Source organism: Pseudomonas sp. GW821-FHT02A08 (assembly GCF_059422045.1).
Window position 1 is genome coordinate 13,447 of the sequence record NZ_JBWKWD010000020.1, and the last position, 22,667, is coordinate 36,113.

General features: G+C 60.4%; 21 protein-coding genes. 11 read left to right on the top strand and 10 right to left on the bottom strand.

Features of this window, described 5'->3' with window-relative positions; genetic code table 11:
* Positions 1 to 32: 32 nt before the first annotated feature.
* A complete protein-coding gene (locus tag AC07W4_RS15555; RefSeq protein WP_495033004.1) occupies positions 33 to 1,136 on the bottom strand; it encodes a DUF2855 family protein in 1,104 nt (367 codons plus the stop codon).
* Between the two features lie 54 nt (positions 1,137 to 1,190).
* Between AC07W4_RS15555 and AC07W4_RS15560 the strand changes: the two genes are divergently transcribed.
* Positions 1,191 to 1,856, top strand: coding sequence for a TetR/AcrR family transcriptional regulator (locus tag AC07W4_RS15560; RefSeq protein ID WP_495033005.1), 666 nt, complete (start codon positions 1,191 to 1,193; stop codon positions 1,854 to 1,856).
* A gap of 17 nt (positions 1,857 to 1,873) precedes the next feature.
* Here the strand turns inward: AC07W4_RS15560 and AC07W4_RS15565 are convergent, their stop codons facing one another.
* Positions 1,874 to 2,434 carry an NADPH-dependent FMN reductase gene (locus AC07W4_RS15565; protein WP_495033006.1) on the bottom strand — a complete coding sequence of 187 codons (561 nt, stop codon included), beginning with the start codon at positions 2,432 to 2,434 and terminating at the stop codon, positions 1,874 to 1,876.
* Between the two features lie 175 nt (positions 2,435 to 2,609).
* Here AC07W4_RS15565 and AC07W4_RS15570 point away from each other — a divergent pair, with 175 nt between their 5' ends.
* Positions 2,610 to 2,837 (top strand): hypothetical protein, encoded by a 228-nt coding sequence (locus AC07W4_RS15570; RefSeq protein WP_008051885.1) that lies wholly within the window; start codon positions 2,610 to 2,612, stop codon positions 2,835 to 2,837.
* A gap of 88 nt (positions 2,838 to 2,925) precedes the next feature.
* Positions 2,926 to 3,819, top strand: a complete 894-nt coding sequence (locus AC07W4_RS15575; protein ID WP_008051883.1) for a LysR family transcriptional regulator — start codon at positions 2,926 to 2,928, stop codon at positions 3,817 to 3,819.
* On the opposite strand, the gene AC07W4_RS15580 is transcribed toward AC07W4_RS15575, so the two are convergent.
* The 5 genes from AC07W4_RS15580 to AC07W4_RS15600 form a co-directional block, all read right to left on the bottom strand.
* Entirely contained in the window at positions 3,785 to 4,399 is a 615-nt protein-coding gene (locus AC07W4_RS15580; protein ID WP_495033007.1) for a GNAT family N-acetyltransferase, read from the bottom strand. The genes AC07W4_RS15575 and AC07W4_RS15580 overlap by 35 nt on opposite strands.
* 14 nt (positions 4,400 to 4,413) lie before the next feature.
* Positions 4,414 to 6,669 (bottom strand): Orn/Lys/Arg family decarboxylase, encoded by a 2,256-nt coding sequence (locus AC07W4_RS15585; RefSeq protein WP_008051878.1) that lies wholly within the window; start codon positions 6,667 to 6,669, stop codon positions 4,414 to 4,416.
* A 117-nt stretch (positions 6,670 to 6,786) separates the two neighbouring features.
* The gene (gene dnaQ, locus AC07W4_RS15590) at positions 6,787 to 7,545 is read right to left on the bottom strand and encodes a DNA polymerase III subunit epsilon (RefSeq protein WP_008051876.1); all 759 of its coding nucleotides are present in this window, start codon (positions 7,543 to 7,545) and stop codon (positions 6,787 to 6,789) included.
* Positions 7,546 to 7,738: 193 nt separating this feature from the next.
* A complete protein-coding gene (rnhA, locus tag AC07W4_RS15595) occupies positions 7,739 to 8,191 on the bottom strand; it encodes a ribonuclease HI (RefSeq protein ID WP_007979123.1) in 453 nt (150 codons plus the stop codon).
* Positions 8,192 to 8,283: 92 nt separating this feature from the next.
* Entirely contained in the window at positions 8,284 to 9,042 is a 759-nt protein-coding gene (locus tag AC07W4_RS15600) for a class I SAM-dependent methyltransferase (protein ID WP_008051875.1), read from the bottom strand.
* 65 nt (positions 9,043 to 9,107) lie between these two features.
* Here AC07W4_RS15600 and gloB point away from each other — a divergent pair, with 65 nt between their 5' ends.
* The 8 genes from gloB (at position 9,108) to fabI (ending at position 19,897) form a co-directional block, all read left to right on the top strand.
* A complete protein-coding gene (gene gloB, locus AC07W4_RS15605; protein WP_495033070.1) occupies positions 9,108 to 9,875 on the top strand; it encodes a hydroxyacylglutathione hydrolase in 768 nt (255 codons plus the stop codon).
* Between the two features lie 99 nt (positions 9,876 to 9,974).
* On the top strand, positions 9,975 to 11,405 hold the full coding sequence (locus AC07W4_RS15610) for a transglycosylase SLT domain-containing protein (RefSeq protein ID WP_495033008.1): 1,431 nt from the start codon (positions 9,975 to 9,977) through the stop codon (positions 11,403 to 11,405).
* Between the two features lie 299 nt (positions 11,406 to 11,704).
* A complete protein-coding gene (locus AC07W4_RS15615) occupies positions 11,705 to 13,534 on the top strand; it encodes an extracellular solute-binding protein (RefSeq protein ID WP_495033009.1) in 1,830 nt (609 codons plus the stop codon).
* Entirely contained in the window at positions 13,531 to 15,372 is a 1,842-nt protein-coding gene (locus AC07W4_RS15620) for an extracellular solute-binding protein (protein ID WP_008051870.1), read from the top strand. The genes AC07W4_RS15615 and AC07W4_RS15620 overlap by 4 nt, the downstream gene beginning before the upstream one ends.
* 4 nt (positions 15,373 to 15,376) lie before the next feature.
* Complete coding sequence (locus tag AC07W4_RS15625; protein WP_008051869.1) at positions 15,377 to 16,450, top strand: microcin C ABC transporter permease YejB; 1,074 nt, start codon at positions 15,377 to 15,379, stop codon at positions 16,448 to 16,450.
* Between the two features lies 1 nt (position 16,451).
* Positions 16,452 to 17,471 carry an ABC transporter permease gene (locus AC07W4_RS15630; protein ID WP_008051868.1) on the top strand — a complete coding sequence of 340 codons (1,020 nt, stop codon included), beginning with the start codon at positions 16,452 to 16,454 and terminating at the stop codon, positions 17,469 to 17,471.
* Between the two features lies 1 nt (position 17,472).
* Positions 17,473 to 19,083 carry an ABC transporter ATP-binding protein gene (locus AC07W4_RS15635; RefSeq protein WP_495033010.1) on the top strand — a complete coding sequence of 537 codons (1,611 nt, stop codon included), beginning with the start codon at positions 17,473 to 17,475 and terminating at the stop codon, positions 19,081 to 19,083.
* 19 nt (positions 19,084 to 19,102) lie between these two features.
* A complete protein-coding gene (fabI, locus tag AC07W4_RS15640; protein ID WP_495033011.1) occupies positions 19,103 to 19,897 on the top strand; it encodes an enoyl-ACP reductase FabI in 795 nt (264 codons plus the stop codon).
* Positions 19,898 to 19,965: 68 nt separating this feature from the next.
* Here the strand turns inward: fabI and AC07W4_RS15645 are convergent, their stop codons facing one another.
* From AC07W4_RS15645 to AC07W4_RS15655, 3 genes are all read right to left on the bottom strand, one after another.
* Positions 19,966 to 21,210 (bottom strand): hypothetical protein, encoded by a 1,245-nt coding sequence (locus AC07W4_RS15645; RefSeq protein ID WP_495033012.1) that lies wholly within the window; start codon positions 21,208 to 21,210, stop codon positions 19,966 to 19,968.
* 220 nt (positions 21,211 to 21,430) lie between these two features.
* Positions 21,431 to 22,012 carry a GGDEF domain-containing protein gene (locus AC07W4_RS15650; protein ID WP_495033013.1) on the bottom strand — a complete coding sequence of 194 codons (582 nt, stop codon included), beginning with the start codon at positions 22,010 to 22,012 and terminating at the stop codon, positions 21,431 to 21,433.
* Between the two features lie 73 nt (positions 22,013 to 22,085).
* Positions 22,086 to 22,667 (bottom strand): hypothetical protein, encoded by a 582-nt coding sequence (locus AC07W4_RS15655; protein WP_495033014.1) that lies wholly within the window; start codon positions 22,665 to 22,667, stop codon positions 22,086 to 22,088.

The window sequence follows — 22,667 nt, forward strand, 5'->3', positions numbered from 1 at the left end:
GAGGAGCCCCGGAAGCACGAAGTCTACCCCGACTACAACCGAATCACATGCCCCTCGACAGGTGGAACCTGGCCATGGAACAAGCGTGAAATGACGCTTTGCGCCGCCTCGTAACCTCGACTTTCAATGACCTTCAGCAATGGTTTTTCACTTTCCGTCACCTGCCGAAAAAACCGCAGCAACCCCTCGCCGATATGCTGGCTGACCCCTTCCGGCCCCCATTCGGCATTGCGCTTGCGGATCTGGATCGGCGCAAAAAAGAACACCGGTTGGGGCCCCTCGATAGCCGTCAACCGTGCCTCATCGGTACTTTGCGCAGAGCCGGCGAAGCAGCTGTAGACCAGTTGCCGAGCAAAGTGCCGGTGCACCTGATCCCGCAACTGGAGGTCACCCGAAAAGTCCACATACAACGCAGGACGATCATTCCCAAGACTCGTCAGCTCTTCGTAGGACACTACCCGCTCGTAACAACCGAGGGTTTCGACAAAGGCTTTGTTGGCGGCCGAGGTCAGGGCAATCCGTTCCAGTTGCGGATGACTCTCCAGGCAGACCGCCGTGCCATAGGCGGTTTTACTCGACGCACTGGAAAACACCAGCCGGGTTGCGCCAAAGAACTGGTTGTCCTGGAGGAGGTCCGCCAGCATTGAAGAGGTCAGGAACAGTGGCTTGAGCAATATCTGCAGGTTTTCGGTTTCCGGGTTGTAGTACGGATCCCAGCTGCAACGGGCGTATTGGTTGTACGCCGAGGTCAACTCCGCGCGGTGCCCGACCCCATCATAGAAGCCACGTTCAGTGACCCGTTCCGGGCGCATCCACAGGTGGCTGGCCAGCGGAAAGTAACCGTAGAAGCGCTCGCCCACCTCGATGCCGGCCACGGTTGACGCAATGACGTCCGCGAACCCCCAGGCCGGAATGTGGCCCCAATCCTCCAAGCCTGTAGGAAAGAATCCCCAGTAGTTCATTGAATCGCCATACGCAGCGTAAGTAATGTTGTTGGTGGTCAATGCGCAACGATCAATCTTCAGGATCACCTCGCCGGCTGCCGGAACCAGACTACGTCGCTCCTGCTCCATGCGGCTCTGGTCCAGGGCATTTTTGCGGGTAACCAGGCGTGTTACCTTGGTGAAATCCTGCATGTTCGGTCTCCTGCTGCGACACGGTGGCGGGTCACACAAGGGTAATGACTGCCGATGAAGAGCGGGTTCGGAAACACCAGGGGCGGCTCCCCCATCCTCGATTCCCGCGCCAAGCCGCTGAAACGACCCCGCCAGGCTCGGGCGATCCTCACCGTCGAGGCGATTTACGAGGCTTTTGTTCGGATTTGGCAGCGCAACGGCTGGTCAAGACTGACTACCCGGGACGTGGCACTGGAAGCCGGCGTGGCGGTTGGCACACTGTATGACTATTTCCCGAGCAAAAAAGCCCTGCTGTCAGGTTACATCCGGCATCGCCTGGATGCACTGCTGGCTCAACTGGATCAAGACGTCATCCAGGCAAACGACCTGGACTGGCTGACGCGCATCAAGCGACTGGTGCGCCTGACCTGCGACCCTGACGATCCCCGCCAACCCCTGTTCAACCATGCCCTGTCGCTCATCGAGCATCAGATCGCCGAGCCCAAGCATCACCGAAGGGTGTACGAGGAACTGTCGCAAAAATGGCGGGAAGCCTTCGCGGCCTGTGGCGATTTGCCGATACAGCCGTCAGCGCCGACTATCGACGCCTGGGTCATCATGGCCTGGGGCGGTCGTCGCTACTGCATCACGGCACAACCGGCGGCGGAACAAACCGCCGCCTGGCTGTCGGAAATGGAAGCATTGGTTTGCAGCCGATTGGCCAGCGCTTCGCAGGACTGAGCGCCGGCAAACGAACATCATTCTTTCTTGTGCTGCTCGACCCACTGCCCATAGGCATTGATGAATTTTTGCAGGAACGGCTTGACCGACTCGGACAGCTTGCCCGCCTCGTCGAATGCAGAACCGGCGTTCCCCAGATAGGCCTCCGGCTGCTGCATCATCGGCACATTCAGAAACACCATGGATTGACGCAGGTTGTGATTGGCGCCAAAACCACCGACCGCCCCCGGCGAAACACTGATAACGGCGCCGGGCTTGCCACTCCATGAACTCTTGCCATAAGGGCGAGAACCGACGTCAATCGCATTTTTCAACGGCGCCGGCACCGATCGGTTGTATTCCGGGGTCACGAACAACACCGCGTCGGATGAGCTCACCTGTTGTCGGAAAGTGCTGTAGGCTGCCGGCGGTGAAGCGCCATCGATGTCTTCGTTATAGAGCGGCAGATCGCCAATTTCGACGATGTTGAGCTTGAGATTGGCCGGCGCCAGCTCTATCAGGGCCCGTGCGACCTTGCGGTTGATCGATTCCTTTCTCAAGCTGCCGACCACGACGGCGATCGTATAGACGTTGCTCATTAGAGTTTCTCGACTGTCCGATAGGAAGAGCTTGTAGTTATAGATGACGATTCAAGCAGCGGGCGACCGAAAACAGCGTCCCTGACTATTTTTTTCCTGTAGGAAAACTTACCTCGCCCAAGCACGGTCTACAGTGCCGCAAATTGAGTGATTTATCTCCAGAGGTTCTAAGCAGATGGCAGCAGTACTCGTCGGTCAGTTCCATGCAAGAGATGCGGAAGGCCGTATTTATTCGGTGCACGAGTTCCAGGACTCTACCCCGGCGGTAGACGGTTCAGGCCCTGTCACCACTTACAAGCTGGCCATTGGCGACCGTGTCAACAAGGTCGACGACAATGAATTCATGCTGGTGCAAACCGGCGTGACCATTACCCGCGAACCGCAAACCGCCAGCGTTTCATAACCCGTCGTTATGAGCAGAAGTCATATGCGCGGACTTGGGGTAGGATTCAGCCACTGACTCCTCCACCTGCTGAACATGGACTTCACGCATGCGCTTACGCCATATCGAAGTGATCCAGGCGCTCTTGCAGACCGGTCACCTGGGCACCGCCGCCGAATGGCTGCAGTTGCCGGTGGCCGAAGTCGAGCACTTGCTGCGCGACGCCGAGGATCAGCTGGGTTTCATGCTGTTCGCCAGCGTGCGCGGGCGATTGCAGGCCACCCGCGAAGCGCGGGATTTGCAGGTGGAAATTACCCGGGTCTACGATGCGCTCGAACCGGTGCAGCGCCTGGCCAACAGCCTCAGGCAGTACCTGGCGCCGCCGCTGCGCATCATCTGCACCCCGCCTCTGGCCAACCAATTGTTGCCACACAGCATCGCGACCCTGCGCCGACGCCTGCCCGACGCGCCTTGCACTCTGCTGAGCCAGCCCACCCGCGACATCGTCAGAAGCCTACTGCTGCGTGAAAGCGATCTGGGCCTGAGCCTGCATGACCCCGATCACGCCGACCTCGATTGTCAGGTGATTGCCCAGGGCAAACTCCAGTTGCTCGCGCCCCATGGCTGGCTGCAACCGAAACAGAAATACATTTCACTGCAGGATCTGGCCGGTCAATCGATGATCGGCCTGGAGGGGCACGATCCGTTGAGTCCGGCGCTGGAAAACAAACTGCACGGTTTGCGCCCTGCCCCGGTGATTCAGACCCGGGTCCAGACGCATCAGATGATGCGCAGCATGGTCGAGGCCGGCGAAGGCCTGGCCATCGTTGACCCCTTCACCGCCCTCGGCGCCAAAGCCTCGGGACTGGACGCCTGCCCGCTGGCACCGGCGGTCCCGATCTGCCTCTACGCCCTGACCCTGAAAAACGCCGAACCCTCTGCGGCTGTTCAGGCACTGTTGGCCATCGTCACGGAACAAGCCGCGGCGATGCTGACGAACTGAACGGGTTTTCCAGCGGATTTTCGAACAATCGATACCAGAACAGCGCCACTTCGGCGGTGTTCGGATCGATGCCGCGATAGCGCAGGTGGTCGATCCCGCCAATCACGTAACCGCAGCGCTCATAGAGCCTGCAGGCCCCCAGGTTGTTGTTCTGGGTTTCGAGCATGATGCCCGGGAGCTTTTTCTTGCGGCTCCAGAACTGCGCCACATCCAGCAGGGCCTTGGCCACACCATGCCGCCGGGCCGGAGCGTGCACCGCCAGTTCGTCGATATGGGCAAAGCCGTTCCAGTTGGTACTGACCACCAGGTGCCCCACGGGCTGGTCATCCAGATACGCCATGAAAATCGCGCTGTCGGCGGCATCGCGAAAGCTGCTGAATTCCTCGGGGTCGATGCCGTAGCACTTGCGATAAGGCGTGATCGGGGTAACCGACCACTGCGCCACCGGCGCTCCTATTTGTGCCGCACCGTAGGCCGCGACTTCAAAACTGAAATCACTGCCCCAGATATAGGCGGCAAAACCCTCGTCGGCAACCCGTACCGACAACCCTGGATAATTCGGATTTATAACCGGCTGCATACTGGGAAAGGTCCTCATTCCTTGATGCAATCGACGGTGTAGCACCGCCCACTGCCCTGATCTTCGTGTTGCAATCCGTGCACATCAGCAACGAACCCCGGAAAACTGCTATCGAACGTGCGGGCAAATGCCAGGTAGTCGATGATCGAGCGGGTCGACTCGGTAAAACGCTCGCCCGGCATGATCAACGGAATGCCCGGTGGGTAAGGCACCAGCATCACCGCTGCGATCCGCCCGTCCAGCGCATCGATCGACACGGCCTCGACTTCACCTCGCACCAATTGATCATAGGCGTCCGCCGGCTTCATCGCGACTTCCGGCAATACGGTGTACATGCGTTTGAGGTGCCTGGCGGTGGCATTGCTGCGATAACAGGCATGCAACTGATCGCACAGATCACGCAGCCCCATGCCCTGATAGCGCGCGACATTCTCCTGCGCCACGCAGGGCAGGCAGCTGGCCAGACTGACGTTGGCGTCATAGCTGCGCTTGAACTCCAGCAGCTCGGTGAGCAGCGTGCTCCACTTGCCCTTGGTGATGCCCATGGAGAACAACACCAGGAACGAATACAGCCCGGTCTTCTCGACTACCAGGCCACGCTCCCAGAGGAACTTGCTGACCACCGCCGCCGGAATCCCGCGCTCGCTGAGGGCGCCACCGGCGGTCAATCCCGGCATCACCAGCGTGACCTTGATCGGGTCGAGCAGCACATAATCGTCGGTCACGCCGCCAAAGCCGTGCCAGTCGGCATCGGGTTGCAGCAACCAATCCTCGGTGACGACCCGCTCTATGCCTTGCGCCGACGGCGGTTGCCAGATCGAGAACCACCAGTCATCGGCGGCAATGTGCTGGCGCAAATTGGCCAGCGCCCGGCGAAAACTCAGGGCTTCGTCGAACATTTCCTGCAACAGCGAACGCCCGGCCGGCCCTTCCATCATCGCCGATGCCACATCCAGCGAGGCGATGATGCCGTACTGCGGCGAAGTCGAGATATGCATCATGAACGCTTCGTTGAAGCGATCCCGGTCCAGTTGCCGCGCACCACCATCGCGCACGTGAATCATCGATGCCTGGCTGAAGGCCGCCAGCAACTTGTGGGTCGAATGGGTGGTGAACACCAACGGGCTGCCCTCATCACGGGAGGTGCCCATGCCGTAGCGCCCGGCAAAGAACTCATGAAACGCCGCATAGGCGTACCAGGCCTCGTCGAAATGCAGCACCTCAACGCTATTGCCCAGTTGCTGCCTGATCAGCTCGGCGTTGTAGCAAAGGCCGTCATAGGTCGAATTGGTCACCACCGCGAGCTTGACCTTCGGTGAACGGCCCTTGGTCAGCGGACTGGCGTCGATCTTTGCCTGGATCGATTCGCGGCTGAACTCGCTCAGTGGAATCGGGCCGATGATCCCCAGTTCATTACGCTCCGGACACAGGTACAGCGGGATCGCGCCGGTCATGATGATCGAGTGCAGCACCGACTTGTGGCAATTGCGATCCACCAGCACCAGATCATCGCGGGCGACTACCGAGTGCCAGACAATTTTGTTGGCCGTGGAGGTGCCATTGATCACGAAAAAGGTGTGATCGGCACCGAAATTGCGTGCCGCGCGGGCCTCCGCTTCAGCCAGGGGGCCAGTGTGATCGAGCAAGGAGCCGAGCTCGGGCACCGACACCGAAAGGTCCGAGCGCAGGGTGTTTTCACCGAAAAACTGGTGAAACGCCTGCCCGACCGGACTCTTGTGATACGCCACGCCACCTCCGTGACCGGGGGTGTGCCACGAGTAGTTGGAGTCCGCCGTGTGTTGCACCAATGCCTTGAAAAACGGCGGCAGCAGGCCATCGAGGTATTTGCGCGCGGCGCGGGCCACCTGCCGGGCGAGAAAAGGCACGGTGTCCTCGAACAGGTAGAGAATGCCGCGCAACTGGTTCAGCTCGGCCATGGCATCGGCGGGCGCGTTTTCCAGGGTCACCTTTTCGCCCAGGGCGAAGATCGGCAGATCCGGTGCTCGCACCCGCGCCAGACCGATCAGCTCGGCCATGTTTTGCAACAAATGAGAGTGGGTGCTGGCGTCTTCGGAGGCAATCAACATGCAGGACAAGCCATGGTAAGTCGACGCCACCAGACGTCCTTCGGTGTAGTCCACCGCCGAAACGACGCTGAACCCTTCCTGCTCCAGCTCCCGGGCAATCCCCCGCACGCGGTCACCGGCAACGCTGTCGGCCTTGATGTCGCGATGGACAATCAGGACCGGGAATTTCAAGTCTTTGTACATGAGGCTCAGTGTCCCGAGACAGCAGACCAGAGCCTGCCAATCACCTCAGGGTAGAGTGTTGCAGAGGATGTGGCGAGCGGGATGCACCAACTTGTGGCGAGAAAGCTTTCCAGGGCGTCAGGCCTGCGCTTGCGCCTCGGCCAACTGCACCCACAACGCCGGGGCACCCGCGGATTTGCCGATGATTTCCAGGCGCGCCGCGTGGCGGGCCAGGTCGTCTTCGCTGGCGCGGATGATGCGCGTCGGCTGGCGATCCGCCGGCAAACGGCGAATCTCGGTGGCCGAATTGTCCGCCCCTTCACCGGAGCCATTGCCATCGGAGGCGTTGCCGGCCAGGGACAGGCTGGTCTGCCCCCCGGTCATGGTCAGGTAGACGTCGGCGAGAATCTCGGAGTCGAGCAAGGCGCCGTGCAGTTCACGGCCGGAGTTGTCGACGCCATAGCGTTTGCACAGGGCGTCGAGGCTGTTGCGCTGCCCCGGGTGACGCTCCCGGGCCATCATCAGGGTGTCGAGGATCGAGCAGTGCTGCGTGATGTCCGCGCGGTCCTGCTGCCCCATCAGGGCGAATTCGTTGTTGATGAAGCCAACGTCGAACGCCGCGTTATGGATGATCAGCTGAGCGCCCTTGATGAACTCGAAGAACTCTTCGGCCACCTCGGCGAAGCGCGGCTTGCCCACGAGGAATTCGTTGGTGATGCCGTGAACGCCGATGGCGCCCTCGTCACTTTCGCGATCGGGTTGCAGGTACACGTGAAAGTGCCGGCCCGTCAGGCGTCGGCCGATCAGCTCGACACAACCGATTTCGATAATCCGGTGGCCGTCGGTCACCGGCATGCCGGTGGTTTCGGTGTCGAGTACAACGGATCTGGTGGCCATCAGTGCTCAGCTCTCAATCGGTCAATCGTGCAAAAGCGGTGATGTTATCACGCTTGCAGGGGCTTTCAGATACACCGAGTCGCCACCTTCGCGAGCAAGCCCGCTCCCACAAGGGATCTGTGGCGCATGGAGATCAATGTGGGAGCGGGCTTGCTCGCGAAGGCCGCGGCGCGATGCATCGGCAGTACCGGAATCAGCCCTGCTTGTACCCACGCACTTCATCCACGCCACGGTTGGCCAACTGGTCGGCCCGTTCGTTGCCGTGATGGCCAATGTGTCCGCGCACCCATTTCCAGGTGACCTTGTGGCGGTTGACCTGCTCATCGAGCAACTTCCACAGATCAGCGTTTTTCACCGGTTCCTTCGCTGCGGTTTTCCAGCCGCGCTTCTTCCAGTTGTCCATCCACTCGTTGATACCTTTCATCACGTACTGGGAGTCGGTCACCAGCAGCACCTCGCAAGGACGCTTGAGCTCTTCCAGGCCACGGATCGCGCCCATCAGCTCCATGCGGTTGTTGGTGGTATTGGCTTCGCCGCCCCACAGTTCCTTTTCGACGCCCTTGCACACCAGCAGTGCGCCCCAGCCGCCAGGGCCAGGATTGCCTTTGCAGGCGCCGTCGGTGAACAGTTCTACGCTATCGCTCATGCCAATCTATCCAGAAAATGCGCTGGCCCGCCGATCGCTGACCGACGACGCCCGAAGCCGGGACATGCCCGGCCGCAAATGAAAAGTGTGAATTACGGTTCGATGTTGCGCCGGTTGACCTTGGCCATCGGCAACGGGATCAGCTTGCCCATCGGTTCGCGCCGTTCCTGACGGACCGGTCGCAGGCCCACCACGATCTTGCGCGCCACCAATAAATAGAAGCCGCCACCCGACAATTGCCAGTCACCGGCCTTGCGCTCCCAACCGGCCAGGCGGGTCTGCCATGCCGGTGACGCAAGCGGCGGACGATAGCACCCGAAGCGGCGTTTCTCCAGCGCGAAGCCCAGCAGGTTCAGCCAGTCCGCGACCCGTGACGGCGAAATGCAGCGCGCCTTGCGCAGCGCATCCTGGGCAAACACATGGCGCAGGCCCCAACTGCTCCAGGGGTTGATGCCGATGATCAGCAAATGCCCGCCGGGGCGTACACTGCTGGCCGCCTCGCGAAGCAGGCCGTGGGGCGACAGGCAGAAATCCAGGCCATGCTGCAGCACCACCACATCGGCGGCATGCTCGCTCAGCGGCCAGGCCTGTTCCTCGCAAACGATCTCGACCCCCGGCAACGGCGCGCCAAGGCGCACATTGCGCTGCACCTGGGGGGCCGGCGGCGGGGTCTGGGCCGAGGGACCGTAATGCACCAGATAGCCACCAAAAAACCGCCCGAGCTCGTCTTCGAGCATGCGCCGCTCTTCGTCCAGCAGAAATTGCCCGAGGGGACCGGCCAGCCACTCGCGGGCGGCGCTGATCAACGCCAGCCAGTCAGGATCGGCTTGTGCGAACGCTTTATCAGTCATTGCATTCTCCAACGCGCCAGGAAGCTCTAAGATGCGCCAATGTTTTCCGCTTGGCGAATCCGACGATGATACAGATCACTGCCCTGCCCGCCTTCACCGACAACTACATCTGGTTGTTACAAGACCACGGCAGCAAGCGCTGCGCGGTCGTCGACCCGGGTGATGCAGCCCCCGTGACGGCCTGGCTCGGTGCCAATCCGGGCTGGGTACTGAGTGATATTTTGATCACTCATCACCATCATGACCACGTCGGCGGCGTCGAACAGCTGAAAAAAGCGACGGACGCGAAAGTCTATGGTCCGGCCAGCGAAACGATCCCGGGGCGGGACGTTGCGCTCAGGGACAATGACAAGGTCAGCGTGCTCGGCTGGGACTTCGACGTCCTCGCGGTGCCGGGCCACACCCTGGGGCACATCGCCTATTACCATCACGGCCTGCTGTTCTGCGGCGACACACTGTTTGCCGCCGGCTGCGGACGCTTGTTCGAAGGCACGCCACAGCAAATGTACAGCTCGCTGACACGCCTTGCCGGGTTGCCGGATGACACGCTGGTGTACTGCACCCACGAATACACCCTCGGCAACCTGAAGTTTGCCGCGGCCGTCGAACCAAACAACCCGGACACCGCCGAGCGCCTGGCCAAAGTCGCCCGCCAACGGGAATCCGGGATCATGACGCTACCCTCGACACTGGCGCTGGAAAAGCTCACAAACCCGTTCTTGCGCTCCGGCGAAACATCCGTTAAAGAAAAAGCGGACGAACGGACCGGCACCGATAACTCGGCGCCCGATATGGTTTTTGCTGCGCTTCGAGCGTGGAAAGACAGGTTCTAAAGGGGCCTCTCAAGATTGCAACAATTCTGAAAGGTTGACCGCGCAGGGTGCGCTTTCTAGAATCGCCCGACATTTTTGCCCGGAACTTACTTCCAGCCAATGTCGTCACCTATTCGCAAAGCCATCAGTTCCGACGCATTGACCCGCCTGGCTCAAGCCATAGCGGTGGCTGTGTCCGCCACCCTGGCGGGCTGTTCCAGCCATGCGCCGCAGACCGATGCGGCGCACACGCCGAACATCGCCGCGCGCGCCAAGCAGAAGCCGATCTGGCTCAGCGAAAAACCCAGCCCGCAAATCCCCCAGGACGTCTGGGAGCGCATGCGCCAGGGCTTCCAGCTGCAGGACGGGCTGGGCGTCAACCCGCGCATCGAGCAGCAGCGCCTGTGGTTCGCCAGCAATCCGTCTTTCCTCGAAAACGCCGGCGAACGTGGCAGTCTCTACATTCACTACATCGTCGAACGCCTTGAAGAGCGCAACATGCCGCTGGAGCTGGCCCTGCTGCCAGTGATTGAAAGTGCCTACAACCCGATGGCCTATTCCCGGGCCGACGCGGTGGGTCTTTGGCAATTCATCCCCTCCACCGGGCGTTACTTCAACCTGCGACAAACCCGTTTCTATGATGGCCGTCGCGACATCACCGCGTCGACCACCGCCGCGCTGGATTACCTGACCCGCCTGCACGACATGTTCAACGGCGACTGGATGCTGGCCCTGGCGGCCTACAACGCCGGCGAAGGTACCGTCAGCCGGGCCATCGAGCGCAACGAACGCCTCGGCCTGCCGACCGACTACTGGAACCTGCCGCTGCCCTCCGAAACCCAGGCCTACGTGCCGAAGTTGCTGGCACTGTCGCAGGTGGTGATGGCGCCGGAAGCCTATGGCGTGAACCTCAACCCGATCGCCAACGAACCTTACTTCAAGGTCGTCGAAATCAACCAGCGCATGGACCTGTCCAAGGTTGCCGAAGTCGCCAACATCGACGAAGACGAACTGTTCCAGCTCAACCCGGCTTTCAAGCAACGCACCACCATCGACGGCCCGCAGCATCTGCTGGTCCCGACCTCCAAGGCGCAACTGCTGACCAGCAGCCTGCAGACCATGCGTCCTGAAGAACTGATCAGCAAGAAATCGCTCAAGCCGGTCTTCGAAGGTGCCGACGACACCCGGGTCGCCAGCGTCAAGCGCTCCTACCGGGTCAAGCGGGGTGACAACCTCGGCTCCATCGCCAAGGCCAACAACGTCGATGTGAAGGACCTGCAACGCTGGAACAAGTTGACCGGCAAGAACCTCAAGCCCGGCCAGACCCTGGTCATGCAGGACACCAGCAAGCGTAGCTCCGGGCGCGTCAATACCGTGATTGCAGCCAATACCAAGAAGCAGCAGACCAAGTACAAGGTCCAGCAAGGCGACTCGCTGTACATCGTGGCCAAGCGCTTCAACGTAGAGATGCAGCACCTCAAGCGCTGGAACCCGCGAGTCGGCCAGGCGCTCAAGCCCGGCCAGATGTTGACGGTGGCCAATCCGCACTAAAAAAACAGCCCCTCAATCGAGGGGCTTGTTTTGTCCGGACACCCTGCACCGGCCCTGTAGCAGCTGGCGAAGCCTGCGTCCGGCTGCGAAGCAGTCGTGAATCCTGAGTGCAAGGTCATCCTGATTCACCGCCTTGCCTGAATCTACGACTGCTTCGCAGCCGGACGCAGGCTTCGCCAGCTGCTACAAGGCATCTACCCATACAATTAACCAAGCATTAACCGCCGTCTTTTTCCTGCCCATACAAGCTGTTACTGTACGGAGCACAAAGCCCAAGCCGCCCGGACCGGATCCCCTATTTGAAGCGTCCCCTCCTTTTCCTGATCAGCCTGGCCTTGAGCTGCACCGCAAGCGCGACGATCAGCGAAAGCCATGGTTATGCGCAGTTCGGCACGCTCAAGTACCCGGCCCGATTTACCCACTTCGACTGGGTCAACCCGCAAGCGCCCAAGGGCGGTACGTTGCGGGTCATGGCGTTTGGTACCTTCGATACGCTCAACCCCTACACCTTCAAGGGCACCAGCCCGGTCATCACGCCGAGCTTCCTGCAATACGGCATCAATGAACTCAACGAACCGCTGATGGTCGGCACCGGGCAATACGCGCCGTCGGGTGACGAGCCCGCTTCCAGCTATGGCCTGATCGCCCAGTCGGTGGAGTACAACGAGAACCGCAGTTGGGTGGTATTCAACCTGCGTCCCGAAGCACGCTTTCATGACGGCACGCCGATCACCGCCTACGACGTGGCGTTCTCCTATCGCGTGCTGCTCAAGGAAGGCCATCCGCTGTACCGCACCAGCCTTCAGGAAGTGTCGCGGGTCGACATCCTCAACCCGCGGCGCATCCGCTTCGTGTTCAAGCGTGCCGGCAATCCGTTGCTGATCCTGCGCCTGGGTGAAATGCCGGTGCTGGCGCAGCACTACTGGGAAGGGCACGACTTCAAGGCCACCACTTTCGAGCCGCCGCTGGGCAGCGGACCGTATCGCATCGCCTCGGCCACGCCAGGGCGGCAGATTGTCTTCGAAAGGGTCAAGGATTACTGGGGCAAGGACCTGCCGGTCAATCGCGGCAAGTACAACTTCGATCGCATGGAAGTCGAGTTCTACCGCGACAGCGACGTGGCGTTCGAAGCGTTCAAGGCCGGTGAGTTCGACATCTATATCGAGCATCAGGCGAAAAACTGGGACACCGGCTACAACTTCCCCGCCATACGCCGTGGTGACGTGATCAAGGCACAGATCCCCCACCAGATCCCGACCCAGACCCAGGGCCTGTTCATGAACAGCCGCCGTCCGACATTCTCGGACGCCAGGGTCCGTGAAGCGCTGGGGCTGATGTTCAACTTTGAATGGACCAACCGCACACTGTTCGGCGGCGCCTACCAACGTGCCATGAGCTACTACCCCAACAGCGAGTTCTCGGCCAGCGGTTTGCCGGTCGGGCATGAATGGCTGTTGCTCAAGCCCTATCGCGAGCAACTGCCGGCCAGACTCTTTACCGAGCCGTTCAGCCTGCCGCAGACCGATGGCCGTGGCATTCCCCGGGAGACCCTGCGCAAAGCTCTCGGCCTGCTTGCCGAGGCCGGCTGGAAGCTCAATGGCCAGCGCTTGCAAAACGCCACCGGGCAGCCGTTGCGCCTGGAACTGCTGCTGGTCAATCCGAACCTGGAACGCATCCTCCAGCCTTACGTCGAGAACCTGGCCAGCATCGGCATCGACGCGCGGCTGCGTACGGTCGATCGCGCGCAATACAAGCAACGCCTCGACCAGTTCGATTTCGACATGATTCTGATGACCCTCAACCAGACGCTCAGCCCGGGCCTGGAACAATGGCAGTACTTTCACTCCAGCCAGGCCGGGGTCAAGGGCAGCAAGAACTACGCCGGCATTGCCAATCCGGTGGTCGACCATTTGCTCGAACAGTTGCTGGCCGCCCAGACCCGCGATGAACAGGTCGCCGCCGGCAAGGCCCTCGACCGCGTGCTGCTGTGGCAGCACTTCATCGTTCCCAACTGGTACCTCAATTATCACCGTCTGGCGTACCGCAACCGGCTCGCCTTCGTCACCACGCCGCCCTATACCCTGGGCCTGAACGCGTGGTGGCTGAAATCTTCGGAGAAAGATCAATGAAACCCATCCATGCCCTGCTCCTGCAGGCCAGCGGTCTGCTGTTCGCCGGGCTGGCCTGCGCCGCCCCGCAACATGCCGTGACCCTGTACAACGAACCGCCGAAATACCCGGCCGACTTCAAACACTTCGACTATGTGAATCCCGAAGCCCCCAAGGGCGGGATTTTCCGTCAGGCCGGTTTCGGCGGCTTCGACAGCCTCAACCCCTTCATCAGCAAAGGTGTGCCGGCGGACGATATCGGCATGATCTACGACACCCTGGCCAAACAGGGCCTGGACGAGCCGTTCACCGAGTACGGTTTGATCGCCCGGCTGATCGAGAAAGCCCCGGATAACGCCTGGGTGCGCTTCTACCTGCGCCCCGAAGCACGTTTCCATGACGGCCATCCCGTACGCGCCGAGGACGTGGTGTTCAGCTTCCAGATGCTGACCAAGGACGGTGCACCGATGTATCGCGGCTACTACAGTGACGTGGCCGAAGTGATCGCCGAAGACCCGCTGACCGTCCTGTTCAAGTTCAAGCACACCAACAACCGCGAACTGCCGCTGATCCTCGGCCAGTTGCCGGTGCTGCCCAAGCATTGGTGGGTCGACCGCGACTTCAACAAGGGCAACCTGGAAATCCCGCTGGGCAGTGGCCCGTACAAGGTCAGCGAAGTCAAGGCCGGACGCTCGGTGCGTTATGAGCGGGTCAAGGACTACTGGGGCAAGGACCTGCCGGCCAATCGCGGTTTCTATAACTTCGACGTGATGACCACAGATTACTACCGCGACAACACCGTCGCCCTGGAAGCGCTCAAGGCCGGACAGTTCGACTACTGGCTGGAAATGACCGCGAAGAACTGGGCCAACGCCTACAACATTGCGGCGGTCACCGAAGGTCGACTGGTCAAGGAACAGATTCCCAACGGCAATCCCACCGGCATGCAAGGCTTCGTGTTCAATATGCGCCGCCCGGTGTTCCAGGATGTGCGTGTGCGCCAGGCCTTGTCGCTGCTGCTGGATTTCGAATGGACCAACAAGCAACTGTTCAACGGCGCCTACGCGCGTACCCGCAGTTACTTCGAGAACTCGGAAATGGCCGCCACCGGCCTGCCTGACGCCGATCAGGTGGCGATCCTCGAACCGTTCCGCGCCAAGCTGCCGCCGCAGGTATTCAGCGAAGCCTTCCAGAACCCGACCACCGACGGCAGCGGCATGATCCGCGCCCAGCAACGGCAAGCCTATCAACTGCTGCAGGAGGCCGGCTGGCGCATCGTCGATGACAAGATGGTCGACGCCACCGGCAAGCCGGTGGTGATCGAGTTCCTGTTGGCCCAGACCGAATTCGAACGGGTGCTGCTGCCGTTCAAGCGCAACCTGAGCGACCTGGGCATCGACCTGGTGATTCGCCGGGTCGACGTCTCGCAGTACATCAACCGCGTGCGCTCCAGGGACTTCGACATGATCGTCGGCAGCTTCCCGCAGTCCAACTCGCCGGGTAACGAACAGCGGGAATTCTGGATGTCGGACGCCGCCGACAAACCCGGCAGCCGCAATTCCATGGGCCTGAAGGATCCGGTGGTCGATCAACTGGTCGAGCAACTGATCAACGCCGATTCGCGCAACAGCCTGGTGGCCCACGCCCGTGCACTGGACCGAGTGCTGCAATGGGGCTATTACGTAATACCCAACTGGCACATCAAGACCTGGCGCGTGGCGTACTGGAACCACATCGGTCATCCCAAGGTCTCGCCCAAGTACGACATCGGCACGGCCACCTGGTGGGTCAAGCCCGACATCAAGCCGGCGATAGAAGTCGAAACCATACTGCAGGCCGCTCCTGCGGGCACGGAGTAATCAGATGCTGGCGTACATTTTTCGGCGACTGTTGCTGATCATTCCAACCCTGTTCGGCATCCTGCTGATCAACTTCGTGATCATCCAGGCCGCCCCGGGCGGGCCGGTGGAGCAGATGATCGCCAAGCTCGAAGGCTTCGAAGGCGCCACCAGCCGGATCGCCGGCGGCGGTGCCGAAGTCTCGGTGGCAGGGTCGGCCTATCGCGGCGCCCAGGGCCTGGACCCGGCGCTGATCAAGGAAATCGAGCACATGTACGGCTTCGACAAATCGGCGCCGGAACGCTTGTGGATCATGGTCAAGAACTATGCGTCCCTGGATTTCGGCGACAGCTTCTTCCGCGACGCCAAGGTCATTGACCTGATCAAGGAAAAGATGCCGGTGTCGATCTCCCTCGGGTTGTGGAGCACGCTGATCATGTACCTGGTGTCGATCCCGCTGGGGATCGCCAAGGCCAAGCGGCACGGCAGCCACTTCGACGTCTGGACCAGTTCGGCGATCATCGTCGGCTACGCGATCCCGGCGTTCCTGTTCGCCATCCTGCTGATCGTGGTGTTCGCCGGTGGCAGTTACCTGGACTGGTTCCCCTTGCGCGGGCTGACCTCGAACAACTTCGATGAACTGAGCATGGGCGGCAAGATCCTCGACTACTTCTGGCACCTGGCGCTGCCGGTGACCGCGCTGGTGATCGGCAACTTCGCGACCATGACCCTGCTGACAAAGAACAGCTTCCTCGACGAGATCAACAAGCAGTACGTGATCACCGCGAGGGCCAAGGGCCTGACCAACCACCGCGTGCTGTACGGCCATGTGTTCCGCAACGCCATGTTGCTGGTGATCGCCGGTTTCCCCTCGGCCCTCATCGGCATATTCTTCACCGGCTCGTTGCTGGTGGAGGTGATCTTCTCTCTCGACGGCCTCGGCCTGATGAGTTTCGAAGCGGCGATCAACCGCGATTACCCGGTGGTGTTCGGCACGCTGTTCATCTTCACCCTGCTGGGGCTGGTGGTGAAACTCATTGGTGACCTGACCTACACCTTTGTCGATCCGCGCATCGACTTCGAAAGCCGGGAGCATTGAGATGAACCTGTCCCCTCTCAATCGCCGTCGCTTCGAACTGTTCAAGACCAACAAGCGTGGCTGGTGGTCGCTGTGGCTGTTCCTGATCCTGTTCGGCGCAAGCCTGGGCGCCGAGCTGATCGCCAACGACAAGCCGCTGGTGGTGCACTACGACAACAACTGGTACTTCCCAGCGCTCAAGCGCTACCCGGAAACCACCTTCGGCGGCGAATTTCCGCTGGAGGCGAACTACAAGAGCCCGTACATCCGCGAACTGCTCAAGGCCAAGGACGCCTGGGTGCTGTGGGCGCCGATTCCCTACAGCTACCAGAGCATCAACTACGACCTGAAAGTCCCGGCCCCGGCCCCGCCATCGACGGATAACCTGCTGGGCACCGACGACCAGGGCCGTGATGTGCTGGCCCGGGTGATCTACGGTTTCCGCATTTCGGTGCTGTTCGCCCTGACCCTGACCGTGCTCAGCTCGATCATCGGCGTGATCGCCGGGGCCTTGCAGGGTTTCTACGGAGGTTGGGTGGATCTGGCCGGGCAGCGCTTCCTGGAGATCTGGTCCGGGCTGCCGGTGCTGTACCTGCTGATCATCCTCGCCAGTTTCGTGCAGCCCAATTTCTGGTGGTTGCTGGGGATCATGCTGTTGTTCTCGTGGATGAGCCTGGTGGACGTAGTGCGCGCCGAATTCCTGCGCGGGCGCAACCTGGAATACGTGCGCGCCGCCCGCGCCCTGGGCATGCAGAACGGCGCCATCATGTTCCGCCATATCCTGCCCAACGCAATGGTCTCGACCATGACCTTCATGCCATTCATCCTCACCGGCGCCATCGGCACATTGACCGCCCTGGACTTCCTCGGTTTCGGTTTACCGGCGGGCAGCCCGTCCCTGGGCGAACTGGTGGCCCAGGGCAAATCCAACCTGCAGGCGCCGTGGCTGGGCATCAGCGCCTTTGCCGTGCTGGCCTTGATGTTGAGTCTGCTGGTGTTCATCGGCGAGTCCGCTCGCGATGCCTTCGACCCGAGGAAGTGAAATGAATCAGCACAATCTGATCGAAGTGCGCGACCTGTCCGTCGATTTCGTTGTTGGCAATCGCTGCCAGCGGGCAGTCGAAGGCGTCAGCTTCGATATCAAGCGCGGCGAAACCCTGGCCCTGGTCGGCGAGAGCGGATCCGGCAAATCGGTAACCGCCCACTCGATCCTTCGCCTGCTGCCCTACCCGCTCGCCCGGCATCCATCCGGCACCATCGAATATTCCGGGCAGAACCTGCTGGACCTGAAAGAAAAAACCATCCGCCACATTCGCGGCAACCGGATTGCGATGATCTTCCAGGAACCGATGACCTCGCTCAACCCGCTGCACTCGATTGAAAAGCAGATCAACGAAGTGCTGGGGATCCACAAGGGCCTGACCGGCAAGGTCGCGACCAAGCGCACCCTGGAGCTGCTGGAGATGGTCGGCATCCCCGAGCCGCACAAGCGCCTCAAGGCCCTGCCCCACGAATTGTCCGGCGGCCAGCGCCAGCGGGTGATGATCGCCATGGCCCTGGCCAACGAACCGGAACTGCTGATCGCCGACGAACCGACCACCGCGCTGGACGTGACCGTCCAGCTGAAAATCCTCGAGTTGCTCAAGCAATTGCAGGCCCGCCTGGGCATGGCGCTGCTGCTGATCAGCCATGATTTGAACCTTGTGCGAAGAATTGCGCATCGCGTATGTGTCATGCAGCAAGGTTGCATCGTCGAACAGGCATCGTGCGAAGAACTGTTCCGCGCGCCGCAGCATCCGTACACTCGGGAACTGCTGGCAGCGGAGCCCGGCGGCAGGCCTGCAAGCAACGTGATCGGCCCGCCCCTGCTGGCGGTCGAGGACCTGAAAGTCTGGTTTCCGATCAAGAAAGGCCTGCTCAAGCGCACGGTGGATTACGTCAAGGCGGTCGACGGCATCAATTTCAGCCTGCCTCAGGGCCAGACCCTGGGGATCGTGGGAGAAAGCGGTTCCGGCAAATCGACCCTGGGCCTGGCGATTTTGCGGTTGATCGCCAGCAAAGGCGCCATTCGTTTTGAAGGCCGGCAGCTAGACTGCCTGACGCAGCAACAGGTACGGCCGCTGCGGCGGGAGATGCAAGTGGTGTTTCAGGACCCGTATGGCAGCCTGAGCCCGCGGATGTGCGTGAACGACATCGTTGGCGAAGGCTTGCGGATCCACAAGATGGGCACTGCGGCGGAACAGGAACAAGCGATCATTGCGGCACTCAAGGAGGTAGGTCTGGATCCGGAAACCCGGCACCGCTACCCCCACGAATTTTCCGGCGGGCAACGGCAGAGAATCGCCATTGCCCGGGCATTGGTGTTAAAACCGGCGTTGATTTTGCTGGACGAGCCGACTTCGGCCCTCGACCGCACGGTACAACGCCAGGTAGTGGAGCTTTTACGTTCACTGCAAAGCAAGTACAACCTGACGTATCTGTTTATCAGCCATGACCTGGCTGTGGTGAAAGCGCTGAGCCACCAGTTGATGGTGGTCAAGCATGGCCAAGTGGTCGAACAGGGAGACGCGCAAAGCATTTTTGCCGCCCCCCAACATCCGTATACACAGCAGTTGCTGGAAGCCGCTTTTTTGGCTCCGGCCACTGCGCAATAACCTGAAAGAGGAGCAACACATGGGTTTTCTCGCCGGTAAGCGCGTACTGATCGTCGGTGTCGCCAGCAAGCTGTCCATCGCATCCGGCATCGCTGCCGCCATGCATCGCGAGGGCGCTGAGCTTGCCTTCACTTATCAGAACGACAAACTCAAGGGTCGTGTCGAAGAGTTCGCACAAGGCTGGGGTTCGAGCCCTGAGCTGTGCTTCCCGTGCGACGTGGCCAGCGATGAAGAAATCGCCAAGGTCTTCGAAGCGCTGAGCAAGAAGTGGGACGGCCTGGACTGCATCGTGCACTCCGTCGGCTTCGCCCCGGGCGACCAACTGGACGGCGACTTCACCGAAGCCACCACCCGTGAAGGTTTCCGCATCTCCCACGACATCAGCGCCTACAGCTTCGTGGCCCTGGCCAAGGCTGGCCGCGAAATGATGAAAGGCCGCAACGGCAGCCTGCTGACCCTGTCGTACCTGGGCGCCGAGCGCACCATGCCGAACTACAACGTCATGGGCATGGCCAAGGCTTCCCTGGAAGCCGGCGTACGTTACCTGGCCGGCTCCCTGGGCCCGGAAGGTACTCGCGTCAACTGCGTATCGGCAGGCCCGATCCGCACCCTCGCCGCTTCCGGCATCAAGAACTTCCGCAAGATGCTGGCCGCCAACGAAGCGCAAACCCCGTTGCGTCGCAACGTCACCATCGAAGAAGTCGGCAACGCCGGCGCCTTCCTGTGCTCGGACCTGGCGTCCGGCATCAGCGGTGAAATCATGTACGTGGACGGTGGCTTCAACACCACGGCCATGGGCAGCATCGAAGAGTAATTTTCGGTCAGCTAAAAAACCCGCCTATTGAGGCGGGTTTTTTTTTACCAGAAACCATGCGATCAACATCAACTTTGAACCCCTATGACTTTAGGGTGCTTCTCTCCAATGTACGGCCCCAGATCGGCGGCAAAGATGATTCGGCCACTTTCACGCTGAACAATGCCGTCACTCAAATAGCCGTCGGCATATCTGGACATCCCTTGATCTGCGAAACCCGGATCGAGCGCCCCCGCGTCGCCAACACGCAGCCAGAACAACGTTTGCTGAACACCATCAAAGGTGTAACCGGCAACCACGATTTTCCTGTCTGACTGCACAGCAATGGACATGGGAACAACGGAAGGCACATCCAGATTGATCAATACCGCTTCCCCACTGTTAAACGACAAATCTACGGAGCCATCAGCCAGCAGGCGGTTCACTGCAAGGTAAACCATATCACCGATCGTTCTGCTCGATGAAAATATCATTTTGTCTTCATGCACCTGCATTTGGCCAAAATAACCGAGATCTCCTGCTTCCCAATACCCCTGCGTCGCAAACTCTCTATCCAGCTCGCCATTCGATGTATAGCAAGCTAACGCAGACCTTGGGTTTGACTGGCCTTGATCCACACGGTCAAGGCTTCCGAATACAACAATGCGATTGTCAGGCAAAACATCGACACTCTGGATCTTCGAATTTTCGCCGTTGAATCGCACTTCGCGTGTTCCAAAATCCCGGTCAGGCTCGCCAGACGCATCAAATCGATGCAGCAATCCCACCTCCAATCGATATGAGTTGTCAAAGGAACTCAACAAATAACCGGAAGCCAGCAGAAGTTGACCATCAGCGCTGATGCATCCCACCGGAGCTGGAGTGGTCAAGGCATGCTCCGGGGGTACGGGATCAACCGGAAACGGGAGAATCTTCGTGCCGAAGATCAAATCCGGGGTGCCGTTTTCATTGAATCGCGTTACAGCGACACGCCTCATGAATGGGTCACTGCCCGTTGAGCCAATCAACAGGAGCTTGCCATCGGCTTGAGCCAATAGTTGTGTGGGTCTGGCGTCTGTGCCTGCTTCAAATTGCCATTGGGTGACGCCATCCTGTTGACCGAACTCAGGATCGGGTGAGCCATCAGCCATTGCTCGACGCAACCAACAAAAACGACCCTGATAGACGACGTAAACAAGTTTCCCCTGGCTGCTTTCAACAACACATCGAGTCGAGCCATGGCTCCCGCCTGGAATATTGATCAAACCCATTTCGGCAAAGCTCTCATCCAGCTCACCCGCCTTTTTTGGTGTTTTTTTAGCTTGTGCAGTCATGTTCCCATCCTCTGAAATGTCAGATTCTTATCTGGTGACAAATCACTTTGAGGTAATGGGGAAATAACAACCACTGTCATAAATGACAGTTAAACCGTCTTTAGGAGCCAATAAACTGTCCTGATAGGCCAAAGAGTGTTCACGCGTCCATGAAGCAAGCAGCGAGAAACTCAGGACCATTCGGACTGCTCGCGAAGAGGCTCACCAACACAACACGGCCCTAGCGGCTCATCACCCCCTCGGCCTCCTCCAACAGCTCCTCGATTGAGTCATGAACAACGGGGTCATATTCGACCTGGGTCACACTGAACCGAATGTCGTAACTGCGATGCGCCGTGGCGTTGCGTTCATCGAGTATCTCATTGAGCCGGGCCTTGATCGCCTCAATCTCCACGGCGCTGGAACCGGTCAGCATCGCCACGAACCGATCGCCTTCGAGTCGGCCGACCACATCGTTTTCACGAAAGCCGATCCGCAGGACATCGGCGAACGTCTTGAGCGCATCGTCACCTTTGACCCGGCCATACAGATAGCAGATGCGTTTGAATTCATCGAGGCTGAAGTACAGCAGCGTTGCCGACGTCTCCAGCTCCCGGCAAGCCTCCAGCCCGAGCCGGGCCAGTTCGGTGAAGCCGTGCCGGTTGGACAGCAGCGTCAGCTCGTCCATGCTCGCCATCTGCACACCTGCCAGTTCTCGTTCGGCCTGGCGAGCCAGCTCGCGCAGCCGTTCGCGCTCTTGCTGTGGCGTGAGCAACGGGTTGGCTGATCGGCCCGATTTGCCCGTTTTGCCTGAGATCAACATCGTTCACTCCTTGGCAGGTATGTACGTTAGAGTCGCCCGTACCCGCATTGACTCCCTGCAAGCGTGCCGCTGGTCAGCTACCCGCCACCGGGCACGGTCCTCCTGCATCGGCCCAGGTTTTGAACCGGGCGACGAAGATATCGTGGGGCACCGGCACCGGCGCGCGATTGCCGCCAGGGCTCCAGCCCCACAGCACCAGCTTGTCGTCGCTGACGTGCTTGATCAGCGCGGCGAAATCCCGATCGCCGTTGCTGGAGCGATCCTTGATCATCGCGCACAACTTGTCCGCTGGCAGGCCGATCCAGGCCATGCGGTGCGCGGCCGGTGGCAAACTCCAGTGCGGCGCCCCGGGTGGCGCGTGGGGACCGTAACTGGCCGGCGGATTGTTTTGCGCATGGCAGGTTGCACAGGGCAGCCCCGCCGAGCCCTTGCCGTCCATGCCCCGCACGACACTCATGGCGTGGGGCACGCCGGAATCGAATTGCAGCGGCGAATCCCCGGGAATGTGGCAGTTCTGGCAACGGGGGCTCTGGAAGACCTTCTGCACGGTGTCGAACGCCTGCAAGGCCTCGCGGTCATCGGCGAACACGTGGGAGGCGTAGGCTATGAGACAGACCAGGATCACAGCCCCAAGCAACCAGTGATGTCGTTTCAT

Coding starts and splice junctions, on each gene's coding strand:
- AC07W4_RS15650 (WP_495033013.1), bottom strand. CDS start 22,012: ATGTTGATCTCAGGCAAAACGGGCAAATCGGGCCGATCAGCCAACCCG.
- AC07W4_RS15580 (WP_495033007.1), bottom strand. CDS start 4,399: ATGCAGCCGGTTATAAATCCGAATTATCCAGGGTTGTCGGTACGGGTT.
- AC07W4_RS15565 (WP_495033006.1), bottom strand. CDS start 2,434: ATGAGCAACGTCTATACGATCGCCGTCGTGGTCGGCAGCTTGAGAAAG.
- fabI (WP_495033011.1), top strand. CDS start 19,103: ATGGGTTTTCTCGCCGGTAAGCGCGTACTGATCGTCGGTGTCGCCAGC.
- rnhA (WP_007979123.1), bottom strand. CDS start 8,191: ATGAGCGATAGCGTAGAACTGTTCACCGACGGCGCCTGCAAAGGCAAT.
- dnaQ (WP_008051876.1), bottom strand. CDS start 7,545: ATGGCCACCAGATCCGTTGTACTCGACACCGAAACCACCGGCATGCCG.
- AC07W4_RS15560 (WP_495033005.1), top strand. CDS start 1,191: ATGAAGAGCGGGTTCGGAAACACCAGGGGCGGCTCCCCCATCCTCGAT.
- AC07W4_RS15610 (WP_495033008.1), top strand. CDS start 9,975: ATGTCGTCACCTATTCGCAAAGCCATCAGTTCCGACGCATTGACCCGC.
- AC07W4_RS15575 (WP_008051883.1), top strand. CDS start 2,926: ATGCGCTTACGCCATATCGAAGTGATCCAGGCGCTCTTGCAGACCGGT.
- AC07W4_RS15625 (WP_008051869.1), top strand. CDS start 15,377: ATGCTGGCGTACATTTTTCGGCGACTGTTGCTGATCATTCCAACCCTG.
- AC07W4_RS15645 (WP_495033012.1), bottom strand. CDS start 21,210: ATGACTGCACAAGCTAAAAAAACACCAAAAAAGGCGGGTGAGCTGGAT.
- AC07W4_RS15630 (WP_008051868.1), top strand. CDS start 16,452: ATGAACCTGTCCCCTCTCAATCGCCGTCGCTTCGAACTGTTCAAGACC.
- AC07W4_RS15600 (WP_008051875.1), bottom strand. CDS start 9,042: ATGACTGATAAAGCGTTCGCACAAGCCGATCCTGACTGGCTGGCGTTG.
- AC07W4_RS15585 (WP_008051878.1), bottom strand. CDS start 6,669: ATGTACAAAGACTTGAAATTCCCGGTCCTGATTGTCCATCGCGACATC.
- gloB (WP_495033070.1), top strand. CDS start 9,108: ATGATACAGATCACTGCCCTGCCCGCCTTCACCGACAACTACATCTGG.
- AC07W4_RS15620 (WP_008051870.1), top strand. CDS start 13,531: ATGAAACCCATCCATGCCCTGCTCCTGCAGGCCAGCGGTCTGCTGTTC.
- AC07W4_RS15570 (WP_008051885.1), top strand. CDS start 2,610: ATGGCAGCAGTACTCGTCGGTCAGTTCCATGCAAGAGATGCGGAAGGC.
- AC07W4_RS15555 (WP_495033004.1), bottom strand. CDS start 1,136: ATGCAGGATTTCACCAAGGTAACACGCCTGGTTACCCGCAAAAATGCC.
- AC07W4_RS15635 (WP_495033010.1), top strand. CDS start 17,473: ATGAATCAGCACAATCTGATCGAAGTGCGCGACCTGTCCGTCGATTTC.
- AC07W4_RS15655 (WP_495033014.1), bottom strand. CDS start 22,667: ATGAAACGACATCACTGGTTGCTTGGGGCTGTGATCCTGGTCTGTCTC.